Consider the following 11,976-nt stretch of genomic DNA (forward strand, 5'->3'; position numbering starts at 1 on the left):
CCGACTTGGCAACCTTGCCCCGAATTCAGGGTCGTCCTGTGGATGAAAGGCACACACTGCCCGGGCTGGAAAAGGATAAGACTGCACTGTGAAGAAGCAGGATACCCGCCAAAACTCCCTGTTTTATCCCCAGCCTCTCTCGATTCGTTCTCAAATCAATTTATTGTTTTCATTGAGTTTTATTGAATCGCCCGGGTTATACGTGACTCGCGGGCAAAAACTGTCCACCTGGGGAGAAGAAGGGACAAGTGGCAGGATCCACGACTCTGGACGTGCCTTCAAAATCATCATCCTTTCTTCTTCTTTTTTTCTTTATTAGGAGAACCCCATGCCCGGAGGACCGACATGACCGATATTCTTGCCTCGCTTTACCCCTGGACCAAGGCGCTGCACATCATCTCGGTCGTCGCCTGGATGGCCGGGCTTTTCTATCTGCCCAGGCTTTTCGTCTACCATGTGGAGCAGGACGGGGTGGCCGGGCTGGGCCCGGTGTTCGAGACCATGGAGCGCCGCCTGCTGCGCGCGATCATGAACCCCGCGATGATCGCCACCTGGATCTTTGGCCTGATGCTGGTGTTCACGCCGGGGATTGTCGACTGGTCGGAGGTCTGGCCCTGGACCAAGGCCGCGTCCGTGCTGGGGATGACATGGTTTCATCACTGGCTGGCACGTCGGCGCAAGGATTTCGCGGCCGGGCAGAACCGCACGACGGGGCGCAGTTTCCGGATGATGAACGAGGTGCCGACGCTGCTGCTGGTGGTGATCGTGATCTCGGTCGTGGTGAAGTTCTAGCCCGGGTTTGACTCGAGGGCCGGAAATCACTATCTAGTCGCCGACGCGCCCGTCCGGGTGGCCGATCTTCCCATGTTTGCGACCCTGCCCCGGAATCCCCCGGAGCGCCGAAAGGTATTTACCGAGATGACCGTCGAAAAGCTCAACCTGTCCGATCTGAAGGCCAAGACCCCCGCCGACCTGCTGGCCATGGCGGAGGAGCTGGAGATCGAGAACGCCTCGACCATGCGCAAGGGCGAGATGATGTTCCAGATCCTGCGGGAGCGGGCGGACGAGGGCTGGGAAGTCTCGGGCGACGGCGTGCTGGAAGTGCTGCAGGACGGTTTCGGCTTTCTGCGCTCGCCCGAGGCGAACTATCTGCCGGGGCCGGACGACATCTATGTCTCGCCCGACATGATCCGGCAGTATTCGCTGCGCACCGGTGACACCATCGAGGGCGTGATCCGCGCGCCGGACGACAACGAGCGCTATTTCGCGCTGGTCGACGTGACCCGGATCAACTTCGAGGATCCGGAGCGGGCACGGCACAAGATCGCCTTCGACAACCTGACGCCGCTCTACCCGGACGAGCGGCTGACGATGGAGATCGCCGATCCGACGATCAAGGACCGCACGGCGCGTATCATCGACCTGGTGGCGCCGATCGGGAAGGGGCAGCGTTCGCTCATCGTGGCGCCACCGCGGACCGGTAAGACGGTGATCCTGCAGAACATCGCGCATTCGATCGAGAAGAACCATCCGGAGTGCTACCTGATCGTCCTGCTGATCGACGAACGGCCGGAGGAAGTCACGGACATGCAGCGGTCGGTGAAGGGCGAGGTGGTGTCCTCGACCTTTGACGAACCGGCGACGCGGCACGTTGCGGTGGCCGAGATGGTGATCGAGAAGGCCAAGCGGCTGGTCGAGCATAAGCGAGATGTTGTGATCCTTCTGGATTCGATCACAAGACTTGGTAGGGCCTTCAACACCGTGGTGCCGTCTTCGGGTAAGGTTCTGACCGGCGGTGTGGATGCGAACGCGCTGCAGCGGCCGAAGCGGTTCTTCGGTGCGGCGCGGAATATCGAGGAGGGCGGTTCGCTGACGATCATCGCGACCGCGCTGATCGATACCGGCAGCCGGATGGACGAGGTGATCTTCGAAGAGTTCAAGGGCACCGGTAACTCGGAACTGGTGCTTGACCGGAAGATCGCCGACAAGCGGGTGTTCCCGGCCATCGACATCCTCAAGTCGGGCACCCGGAAGGAAGACCTGCTGGTCGACAAGAACGACCTGCAGAAAACCTTCGTGCTGCGCCGCATCCTGAACCCGATGGGGACGACGGATGCCATCGAGTTCCTGATCTCGAAGCTGAAGCAGACGAAGACCAACGGCGAATTCTTCGACTCGATGAACACCTGAGCCCCGGTTCGGGGCCACCGGAGCGGGCATGGATACGATCTTTGCGCTGGCGAGCGCGCCGGGGAAAGCCGGTGTCGCCGTGGTCCGCATTTCCGGGCCACGGGCGATTTCGGCTGCCACGGAGATGGCGGGACATCCGCTGCCGGAGGCCGGCCGCAAGCTGTGTATCCTGCGGGGGCGGGACGGGGTTCGGTTGGACCAGGCCCTGGTGCTGACCTTTGCCGGTCCGGCGAGTTTCACCGGCGAGGAGGTGGTCGAACTGCACCTGCATGGCAGCCCGGCGGTGATCGCGGCGGTGCTGGCCGAGCTGGGGGCGGCCGAAGGGCTGCGGATGGCGGAGCCGGGCGAGTTCACCCGGCGGGCGCTGGAGAACGGGCGTCTGGACCTGGCGCAGGTCGAAGGGCTGGCGGACCTGATCGACGCAGAAACCGAGGCGCAGCGGCGGCAGGCGCTGCGGGTTCTGGCGGGCGACCTGGGGCGCGTGGCCGAAGGCTGGCGGGGCAGGCTGATCCGAGCGGCAGCGCTGGTCGAGGCGGTGATCGATTTTGCCGATGAGGATGTGCCCGAGGACGTTTCGCCGGAGGTTTCGGGGCTGCTGGAAGGCGTTCTCGTTGATCTGACGCGCTCGGCCGAAGGGGTTTCGGCGGCGGAGCGCATCCGGGTCGGGTTCGAGGTGGCGATCATCGGGGCCCCGAATGTCGGGAAGTCGACTTTGCTGAACGCACTGGCGGGGCGGAAGGCGGCCTTGACCTCGGATATTGCGGGGACGACGCGCGATGTGATCGAGGTCCGGATGGATATCGGCGGCCTTGCCGTCACGCTGCTCGACACCGCCGGGCTGCGCGAGGCAGAGGATCAGGTGGAGCGCATGGGGATAGCGCTGGCGCGGGAACGGGCCGAGGCGGCGGATCTTCGGGTGTTCCTGGCGGAACCCAGTGAGGAGTTGCCGGTTGCGGTTTGTCCGGGCGATATCCTGCTGCGCCCGAAGGCCGATCTGCTGACGGATCAACAGGATGCGGTGTCCGGCAAGACCGGACAGGGGCTGGATGCCCTGGTGGCGCGGATCGGCGAGGAACTGGGTAAACGGTCGGCCTCGGCCGGTTTGGCGACGCGGGAACGCCATCGTATCGCGATGGTCCGCGCGCAGGATGCGCTGGCCCGTGCCCTGACGCTTTTGTCCGAGGGGCCGGAGCGCTATGATATCGTGGCAGAGGAAATCCGCACCGGCGTGCGAGCGCTGGAATCGCTTGTGGGCCGCGTCGATGTGGAAGATCTTCTGGACGAAATTTTTGCCAGCTTCTGTCTGGGAAAGTAGGAGTGTTCCACGTGAAACATCGTGACTTCGACGTTGTGGTGATTGGCGGCGGCCATGCCGGGGCCGAGGCTGCCAGTGCGGCGGCCCGGATGGGCTCGGCCACGTTGCTTGTCACGCTGCGGCGCGACGGAATTGGCGTGATGTCCTGCAACCCGGCCATCGGCGGGTTGGGCAAGGGCCACCTCGTGCGCGAAGTCGATGCCATGGATGGAGTCATGGGGCGGATCGCCGACAAGGCCGGCATCCAGTTCCGCCTGCTGAACCGTCGCAAAGGCCCGGCGGTGCAGGGCCCGCGGGCGCAGGCCGACCGCAAGATCTATCGCGAATCGATGCTGGCGGAGCTGTCGGCCCAGGAAAACCTGACGATTACCGAGGGCGAGGTCACCGATCTGCTGGTCGAGGATGGCCGGGTGGGCGGTGTGGTTCTGGACGACGGGCGCGAGATCAGTTCGGCGGCTGTTATCCTGACCACGGGAACGTTCCTGCGCGGGATCATCCACATCGGTGATGTCAAACGGCCGGGCGGGCGGATGGGCGACAAACCTTCGGTCAAGCTGGCGGAACGGATGTCGAGCTTTGGCCTGCCTCTTGGGCGGTTGAAAACCGGCACCCCGCCGAGGCTGGATGGCCGAACCATCGACTGGACGGGACTGGAGATGCAGCCGGGTGACGAGGATCCCGTGCTGTTCTCCTTCCTCTCGAGCAGGGTGGAGGCACGGCAGATCTCTTGCGGGATTACCCATACCAACGAGAAAACCCATCGGATCATCAGCGAGAACCTCGGCCGGTCGGCGATGTATGGTGGGCATATCGATGGGATTGGCCCGCGGTATTGCCCTTCCATCGAGGATAAGGTGGTGCGGTTCGCGGACAAGAACTCGCACCAGGTTTTCCTCGAGCCCGAGGGGCTGGACGATCACACGATCTATCCGAACGGGATTTCGACCTCGCTTCCGGAGGACGTGCAACACGACTATGTGCGGTCGATCCGGGGGCTGGAGCAGGTCGAGATCCTGCAGCCGGGGTATGCGATCGAGTATGATTACGTAGACCCGCGGGCGCTGACGGCGGAACTGGCGGTCAAAACGGTGCCGGGGCTGTATCTTGCCGGCCAGATCAACGGCACGACGGGATACGAGGAAGCCGCGGCCCAGGGCATGGTCGCGGGGCTGAATGCGGCGTTGTTGGCGCAGGGGCGGCCGGTGGTGACGTTCAGCCGGTCGAGCAGCTATATTGGGGTTATGATCGACGATCTTACTACCCGTGGTGTTGCGGAACCCTATCGCATGTTCACCTCACGAGCGGAATTCCGGCTTTCGCTCCGGGCGGACAATGCTGACCAAAGGTTGACGCCGCTGGCGATTGACCTGGGCTGCGTGAGTTCCGATCGGCGCGAGCACTTTGAGGACAAGGCGCGCCGGCTGACCCATGCGCGGGGGCTGCTGACGGCCGAGGCCTATACGCCGAAGCAAATCCTTGCGGCCGGGATCAGCGTCAACAACGATGGCAACCGGCGGACAGGGCTTGAGGTTCTGGCCTTCCCGGATCTGACCTGCGCGGACTTGGAGCCCTTGGTTCCGGGGCTGGCCGAGGTCGATGCCGACATCCGGCAGCAGGTGGAGCGGGATGCGATCTATGCCAGCTATATCGAGCGGCAGAAGAAGGACAGCGAAGCGATCAAGCGTGACGAAGCGCATGAGATTCCTGGGGATTTCAGCTTTGCGGCCATTCCCGGCCTGTCGAACGAGCTGAAGACCAAGCTCACGGCGCAGCGGCCGGCGAACCTGGCGCAGGCGGCGAAGATCGACGGGATGACGCCGGCGGCGCTGGCCTTGCTGCTGGCGCATCTGCGGCGCGGTGCGGCGCAGCGGTCGGCCTGATGGTGGGGGATGGCGCGCCGAGGAATGTTTCACGTGAAACGTCCGAGCGGCTGGATATCTACGAATCGCTGCTGATCAAGTGGAATCCGAAGATCAACCTGGTGTCGCGCAATAGCCTGGCCGAGCTGCGCAGCCGTCATTTCGCGGATTCCCTGCAGATATACGACCTTGCGCCGCCGGAGGGTCATTGGTGTGATCTTGGCAGCGGTGGGGGGTTCCCTGGTTTGATCGTGGCGATCCGGGCCGCTGAAGCGCCGAACCCGCGCCCGGTCACGCTGATCGAGAGCGACCAGCGCAAGGCGGCTTTCCTTCGCACCGCCGCCCGCGAGATGGGCGTTGCCTGCAAGGTGCTTTCGGAACGGATCGAACTGGCCGAGCCGCAGAATGCGCAGGTCCTGTCGGCCCGTGCGCTGGCCGAACTGAGCGTTCTGCTGGGATTTGCCGAGCGGCACTTGGCGCCAGAAGGGCTGGCGCTGTTCCCGAAGGGGGCCAGCTGGAAAAAAGAAGTGGATAACGCGCGGCGGGAATGGTCTTTCGATTGCCAGCCGATTACAAGTGAAACCGAACCCGCCGCCGCGATCCTGTCCATCAAGGGAGTGTCACGTGTCTGACCCCTCACGCCCTTCCGGGCCGCGAATCATCGCTGTTGCCAACCAGAAGGGCGGGGTCGGGAAGACCACGACGGCGATCAACCTGTCGGCGGCGCTGGTGGAGCTTGGGCGGCGCGTGCTGGTGATCGACCTCGACCCGCAGGGCAATGCCTCGACCGGGTTGGGGGTGGAGCAGGGCGACCGGGCGCATACGACCTATGACCTCCTGCTGGATGATGCTCCGCTGAACGAGGTGATCCGCGAGACGAATATCCCCGGCCTGAGCATCGTGCCGGCGACGGTGGACCTGAGCTCTGCTGATATCGAGCTGATTTCAAACGAGAAACGCAGTTTCCTGTTGCATGACGCGCTGCGCCAGGTGGCGATGGACGACTTTGCGCTTGATTACATCCTGATCGACTGTCCGCCCTCGCTGAACATCCTGACGGTGAACGCGATGGTGGCGGCGCATTCGGTGCTGGTGCCGCTGCAAAGCGAGTTCTTTGCGCTCGAAGGCCTGTCGCAGCTGATGCTGACGGTGCGCGAGGTGCGGCAGACCGCGAACCCCAACCTGCGGATCGAGGGGATCGTGCTGACCATGTATGACCGCCGCAACAATCTGTCGCAGCAGGTCGAGATGGATGCCCGCACCAACCTGGGCGATCTGGTGTTCCAGACGGTGATCCCGCGCAATGTCCGGGTCAGCGAGGCGCCGTCCTTTGCGATGCCGGTGCTGACTTACGATCCCCGGTCACAAGGGGCGATGGCCTATCGCGAACTGGCGTCAGAGCTGATGAGCAAACGCAGCGCCGCGGCGGCCTGAGCAGAGGAGGAACCACGATGGTGGACAAGAAACCGCGCGGCCTGGGCCGTGGTCTTTCGGCGCTTATGGGCGATATCAACGCACCGGTCGATTCGTCGACCCCCGGTGCGCCGGCACGGCCGGATCGGCTAGTTCCCATCGAGCGTGTTGTTGCCAACCCGAACCAGCCGCGCCGGGATTTCGAGCCCGAGGCGCTGAATGACCTGTCGAACTCGATCCGCGAGAAGGGGATTCTGCAGCCGCTGATCGTGCGCCCGGTTGCCGGCGACAAGTTCGAGATCGTCGCGGGCGAGCGCCGCTGGCGTGCCGCGCAGCTTGCGCAGTTGCATGAAGTGCCGGTGCTGGTGCGTGATTTCGACGATACCGAGGTTCTCGAGGTTGCGATCATCGAGAATATCCAGCGCGCCGACCTGAATGCGGTCGAAGAGGCGGCGGGTTATCGGCAGCTGATGGACAAGTTCGGCCATACGCAGGAGCGGATGGCCGAGGCGCTTGGCAAGAGCCGCAGCCATATTGCGAACCTGCTGCGCCTGCTGAACCTGCCGGATGAGGTGCAGGACATGCTGCGTCAGGGCAAGCTGTCGGCCGGTCACGCCCGGGCGCTGGTCACGGCGCCGAACCCGCTGGAATTGGCGCGCGAGATCATCGCCAAAGGGCTTTCGGTTCGTGCGACCGAGGAACTGGTGCGCAGGGCGCAGCAGGGGGCGTTGAAAGAGGCCACCAAGAAGGCGCGGCCCGATGCCGAAAAGGATGCCGACACCCGGGCGCTGGAGGGCGATCTGTCGGCCGCACTCAGCATGCGCGTTTTGCTCAAGCATGAGCCGGGCGGAGAGCGGGGCCAGATGATGATCCAGTACGAGAACCTGGAGCAGCTTGACCGCTTGTGCCAGATGCTGGGTGGAAACTAGGCGCCCGCAAGTCGGGCAATCACCCGGTTTAGCAGGTTAAACCCTTGATATGTAACGGAAATACGTGATCCTCTGGTGCGGATCATGCCCAGTTCCACAAGCTCTTGCACGGCCGCTTCGGGGATGGCGGTGCTTGCCAGCGCGGCATAGCGGTCGCGGTCGATCCCTTCCGAGATACGCAGGCCCATGAGCAGGTATTCTTCGGCCTGATCGATGCCGCTGAGCCTGTCGCGGGCGCTTTCGCCGGTGCCTTTCGACACGGCGTCGAGCCAGGCCTGCGGCATCCGGTGCGCTTCGGTTGCGAAACGCTGGCCGCCAACGGTCATCCGGCCATGCGCCCCGGGGCCGATTCCGGCGTAATCGCCGTAGCGCCAGTAAATCAGGTTGTGCCGCGACTGCGCGCCCTCGCGGGCGTGGTTCGAGACCTCGTAGCGCGGCATTCCGGCGGCTTCGCAGATCTCCTGCGTCAGGTCATACATCGCCGCGCCGAGGTCTTCGTCGGGGAGGCCGCGAAGCCCGCCCCTGTCGAAACGGTCGCCAAAGGCGGTGCCGGGTTCGATGGTCAGCTGGTAGAGCGAGAGGTGATCGACCGCCATGTTCAGCGCCTCGGTCAATTCGCGCTCCCAATCGGCGAGGGATTGGTCCTGGCGGGCATAGATCAGGTCGAAACTGACCCGGTCGAAGAGGCTGCGGGCGGTGTCGAAGGCGGCCCGGGCTTCGGCCAGCGTGTGAATCCGCCCCAGGCGGCGCAGATCGGTGTCGTTCAGGGCCTGTATGCCCATGGAAATCCGATTGACGCCGGCATCGCGGTAGCCGGCGAAACGGGTGGCTTCGACCGAACCCGGGTTGGCTTCGAGCGTGATCTCGATGTCATTGGCGATGCGCCAGTGTTTCGCGGCGGCATCTATTACCGCGGCGGTGGTCGCCGGGTCCATCAGGCTGGGTGTGCCGCCGCCGAAGAAGATGGAGTTCAGAACCCGATCCGGGGTTTCGGTGGCAACGCGGTCGAGTTCGGAGAGATAGGCGGTGCGCCAATGCCCTTGGTCGATCGAACGCGAGACATGGGAATTGAAGTCGCAATAGGGGCATTTGGCCTCGCAAAACGGCCAATGCACGTAGAGGCCAAAGCCCCCGTTGCGCCAATCCTCAGCCAAAGCAGCCCTTGACCAGTTTCGCCACGGCATCGGCGCGGTGGCTGATGCGGTTTTTCTGGGCGGTTTCCATCTCGGCAAAGGTGATGTCGTGACCGGCCGGGATGAAGATCGGGTCGTATCCGTGGCCGTTGGTCCCGCGCATCGGCCAGACCACGCGGCCGGGCATCACGCCGGGGAAAACCTCGTCGTGGCCATCGGGCCAGGCCAGCACCAGCGTGCAGCAGAAGCGGGCATGGCGCGGGTGGGGCGCGTTGATCGCTTCGAGTTCGCGGTGGGTGCGCTCCATCGCCATCACGAAGTCGCGCCCGTTGGGCGTTTCGGCCCAATCGGCGGTATAGACACCGGGCGCGCCGCCGAGGGCGTCGATCTCGATGCCCGAGTCATCGGCCAGGGCTGGCAGGCCGGTGGCCTTGACCGCGGCATGGGCCTTGATCCGGGCGTTGCCGATAAAGGTCGACTCGGTCTCGGCCGGTTCGGCGAGGCCCATTTCGGCGGCGCCGACCACGGAGACACCGTAGGGGGCGAAGAGGGCCCGCATTTCTTCCAGCTTGCCCGCGTTATGCGTGGCGACCAGAAGCCGGTCCCCCGTGAAACGTCTGCTCACCTCGTGGCCGCCTTCTGTGCCGCGACCAGTTCGCCGACGCCTTTTTCCGCCAGATCCAGCAGCGTGTTCATCTGCGTGCGCGAGAAGACCGAGCCTTCGGCGGACATCTGCACTTCGACGAGGTGGCCCGCGCCGGTCAGGATGAAGTTGCCGTCGACGCCGGCTTCGCTGTCCTCGGGGTAGTCGAGGTCGAGCACCGGCTGGCCCGCGTAGATGCCGCAGCTGACGGCGGCGACGTGGTCGGTGAGCGGGTCGCTGATCACGCTGCCGGCCTTCATCAGCTTGTCGACCGCGAGGCGGAGCGCAACCCAGCCGCCGGTGATCGAGGCGCAGCGGGTGCCGCCGTCGGCCTGGAGCACGTCGCAGTCGATGGTGATCTGGCGTTCGCCCAGGGCGACACGGTCGACGCCGGCGCGCAGGGCGCGGCCGATCAGGCGCTGGATCTCGACGGTGCGGCCGCCCTGCTTGCCGGCGGCTGCTTCACGGCGCATCCGGGTGTTGGTGGCGCGGGGCAGCATCCCGTATTCGGCGGTGACCCAGCCGAGGCCGGTGCCCTTGATGAAGGGCGGCACGCGCTCTTCCAGCGTCGCGGTGCAGAGCACATGCGTGTCGCCGACCTTGATGAGGCAAGAGCCTTCCGCGTGACGGGTGACACCCGTCTCGATGGAAATCTTGCGCATTTCGCTTAAATCTCTTCCGGAAGGTCGCATCGGTCGGTCCTCGCTTGTCTGCGCCGGGATATCCCCGGCACGGCCCGGGATGCAAGCCCGATTGACCTTTGCCCGCCAAGCCGGTCTATTACCCGCCGGCCAAGGAAAATTGACGATGCCCGATGCCTCGAAACTTCTGCAGCAGATGAACGACCGCTCGCGCGAGGTGTTCCGCCTTGTCGTCGAGTCCTATCTTGCCAGCGGCGACCCGGTGGGGAGCCGCACGCTGACCCGTTCGCTGAACGAGAAGGTGAGCGCGGCGACGATCCGTAACGTGATGCAGGACCTGGAATACCTCGGGCTGCTCGACAGTCCGCATGTCAGCGCCGGGCGGGTGCCGACGCAGCTGGGGCTGCGGATGTTCGTTGACGGGCTGCTGGAGATCGGCGATCTGGCCGAGGACGACCGGCAGAAGATCGAATCCACCGTGTCCGAAGGCGCGCCTGATGTGCAGAGCGTGCTGGACCGGGTCGGCGCGGCGCTGTCGGGGGTGACGCACAGCGCCTCGCTGGTGCTGACGCCGAAACACGAGGCGGCGTTGAAGCATATCGAGTTCGTGGCGCTCAACCCGACGCGGGCGCTGGTGGTGCTGGTGTTCTCGGACGGGCATGTCGAGAACCGGCTGTTCACGCCGCCGCCGGGGCAGACGCCGAGTTCGATGCGCGAGGCGGCGAATTTCCTCAACGCGCTGATCGACGGCCGGACGTTGTCCGAAGCGCGCGGGCTGATCCAGCGCGAGATTGCGGCGCGGCGGCAGGAGCTTGATTCGCTGGCCGCGGTCATGGTGGAAAGCGGGCTGGCCGCCTGGGAAACGCAGGGCGACGATACCAGCCGTCTGATCGTGCGGGGCAGGGCGAATCTGCTCTCGGGCGGGGACCATGCGGACGAGCTGGAACGCATCCGGACGCTGTTCGACGATCTCGAGCGCAAGCGAGATATTGCCGCCTTTCTGGACCTGACGGAACAGGGTGATGGGGTACGCATATTTATCGGCTCGGAGAACAAACTTTTCTCACTTTCGGGTTCCTCTTTGGTGGTGTCTCCCTATATGAACGCGGACCGTAAGATCATTGGTGCCGTCGGTGTCATCGGCCCCACGCGACTGAACTATGGGCGGATCGTGCCCATCGTCGATTACACGGCGCAGTTGCTGGGACGCATGGTGGCCGACCGCAGCGAGAGGTGAAGAATGGCAGAGCCAAAGAAGACAGAGCCGGATGAACCGATGACCGAGGCCGAGGCGCAGCAGCTGGCCCAGGAACTCGCGGGCCTGGCAACCGACGAACCCGAGGTTTCGGAACTCGACCAGGTGCGCGCCGAACGCGACGATTACCGCGACCGGTTCATCCGTTCGCTGGCCGAGACCGAGAATGCCCGCAAACGCTGGGAAAAGGATCGGCGCGAGGCCGAACAATATGGCGGGTCGAAGCTGGCGCGCGACATGCTGCCGGTGTTCGACAACATGAAGCGTGCGATCGAAGCGGCGAACGAAGAGCAGCGGGCGGCGAATGCCGCGCTGTTCGAGGGGATCGAGCTGACCATGCGCGAGCTGCTCAACGTGTTCTCGAAGCACGGGATCGAGATCATTTCGCCGGCTGTCGGTGACCGCTTCGACCCCAAGCTGCATCAGGCGATGTTCGAAGCGCCGCTGCCGGGCACCCGTGCCGGCGACATCATCCAGGTGGCGGCCGAGGGCTTCCTGCTGCACGACCGCCTGCTGCGCCCGGCGCAGGTTGGCGTTTCGTCGACCCCGGCGTCCTGAGTTTACCCGCATTGAATGAAAACGCCCGCCGGTTGTCCGG

The 11,976-nt window shown here is 64.5% G+C and carries 13 protein-coding genes; 10 read left to right on the forward strand and 3 right to left on the reverse strand.

All coding sequences use genetic code 11. The features are described 5' to 3' along the window. The first annotated feature begins 88 nt into the window (after nucleotides 1-88). The 8 genes from IE266_RS01815 (at nucleotide 89) to IE266_RS01850 (ending at nucleotide 7,706) form a co-directional block, all read left to right on the forward strand. A complete protein-coding gene (locus IE266_RS01815) occupies nucleotides 89-319 on the forward strand; it encodes a hypothetical protein (protein WP_189678321.1) in 231 nt (76 codons plus the stop codon). Nucleotides 320-345: 26 nt separating this feature from the next. After that, on the forward strand, nucleotides 346-792 hold the full coding sequence (gene hemJ, locus IE266_RS01820) for a protoporphyrinogen oxidase HemJ (RefSeq protein ID WP_189678322.1): 447 nt from the start codon (nucleotides 346-348) through the stop codon (nucleotides 790-792). A 126-nt stretch (nucleotides 793-918) separates the two neighbouring features. Beyond that, the gene (rho, locus tag IE266_RS01825) at nucleotides 919-2,190 is read left to right on the forward strand and encodes a transcription termination factor Rho (protein ID WP_189678323.1); all 1,272 of its coding nucleotides are present in this window, start codon (nucleotides 919-921) and stop codon (nucleotides 2,188-2,190) included. A gap of 28 nt (nucleotides 2,191-2,218) precedes the next feature. Continuing rightward, nucleotides 2,219-3,505 carry a tRNA uridine-5-carboxymethylaminomethyl(34) synthesis GTPase MnmE gene (gene mnmE, locus IE266_RS01830; RefSeq protein WP_189678324.1) on the forward strand — a complete coding sequence of 429 codons (1,287 nt, stop codon included), beginning with the start codon at nucleotides 2,219-2,221 and terminating at the stop codon, nucleotides 3,503-3,505. A gap of 11 nt (nucleotides 3,506-3,516) precedes the next feature. After that, nucleotides 3,517-5,385, forward strand: coding sequence for a tRNA uridine-5-carboxymethylaminomethyl(34) synthesis enzyme MnmG (gene mnmG / locus IE266_RS01835; protein WP_189678325.1), 1,869 nt, complete (start codon nucleotides 3,517-3,519; stop codon nucleotides 5,383-5,385). After that, nucleotides 5,385-5,996 carry a 16S rRNA (guanine(527)-N(7))-methyltransferase RsmG gene (gene rsmG / locus IE266_RS01840; protein ID WP_189678326.1) on the forward strand — a complete coding sequence of 204 codons (612 nt, stop codon included), beginning with the start codon at nucleotides 5,385-5,387 and terminating at the stop codon, nucleotides 5,994-5,996. The genes mnmG and rsmG overlap by 1 nt, the downstream gene beginning before the upstream one ends. Next, nucleotides 5,989-6,798 carry a ParA family protein gene (locus IE266_RS01845; RefSeq protein ID WP_189678327.1) on the forward strand — a complete coding sequence of 270 codons (810 nt, stop codon included), beginning with the start codon at nucleotides 5,989-5,991 and terminating at the stop codon, nucleotides 6,796-6,798. Before rsmG ends, IE266_RS01845 begins: the two co-directional genes overlap by 8 nt. 17 nt (nucleotides 6,799-6,815) lie before the next feature. After that, entirely contained in the window at nucleotides 6,816-7,706 is an 891-nt protein-coding gene (locus IE266_RS01850) for a ParB/RepB/Spo0J family partition protein (protein WP_189678328.1), read from the forward strand. Here IE266_RS01850 and hemW read toward each other — a convergent pair. Genes hemW through rph form a run of 3 tightly spaced genes read right to left on the reverse strand, consistent with a single transcriptional unit; the run spans nucleotide 7,703 to nucleotide 10,174 of the window. Continuing rightward, the gene (gene hemW / locus IE266_RS01855) at nucleotides 7,703-8,890 is read right to left on the reverse strand and encodes a radical SAM family heme chaperone HemW (RefSeq protein WP_189678329.1); all 1,188 of its coding nucleotides are present in this window, start codon (nucleotides 8,888-8,890) and stop codon (nucleotides 7,703-7,705) included. The two genes, IE266_RS01850 and hemW, sit on opposite strands and share 4 nt — an antisense overlap. Beyond that, the gene (gene rdgB / locus IE266_RS01860) at nucleotides 8,853-9,464 is read right to left on the reverse strand and encodes an RdgB/HAM1 family non-canonical purine NTP pyrophosphatase (RefSeq protein WP_189678330.1); all 612 of its coding nucleotides are present in this window, start codon (nucleotides 9,462-9,464) and stop codon (nucleotides 8,853-8,855) included. The genes hemW and rdgB overlap by 38 nt, the downstream gene beginning before the upstream one ends. Further along, a complete protein-coding gene (rph, locus tag IE266_RS01865) occupies nucleotides 9,461-10,174 on the reverse strand; it encodes a ribonuclease PH (protein WP_189678331.1) in 714 nt (237 codons plus the stop codon). The genes rdgB and rph overlap by 4 nt, the downstream gene beginning before the upstream one ends. A 115-nt stretch (nucleotides 10,175-10,289) precedes the next feature. Here rph and hrcA point away from each other — a divergent pair, with 115 nt between their 5' ends. Both hrcA and IE266_RS01875 read left to right on the forward strand, forming a co-directional pair. Then, complete coding sequence (hrcA, locus tag IE266_RS01870; protein ID WP_189678332.1) at nucleotides 10,290-11,360, forward strand: heat-inducible transcriptional repressor HrcA; 1,071 nt, start codon at nucleotides 10,290-10,292, stop codon at nucleotides 11,358-11,360. A gap of 3 nt (nucleotides 11,361-11,363) precedes the next feature. Next, on the forward strand, nucleotides 11,364-11,936 hold the full coding sequence (locus IE266_RS01875) for a nucleotide exchange factor GrpE (RefSeq protein WP_189678333.1): 573 nt from the start codon (nucleotides 11,364-11,366) through the stop codon (nucleotides 11,934-11,936). The last annotated feature ends 40 nt before the right edge of the window (nucleotides 11,937-11,976 follow it).

This window comes from Seohaeicola zhoushanensis, assembly GCF_014656415.1.
Taxonomy (GTDB): domain Bacteria; phylum Pseudomonadota; class Alphaproteobacteria; order Rhodobacterales; family Rhodobacteraceae; genus Seohaeicola_A; species Seohaeicola_A zhoushanensis.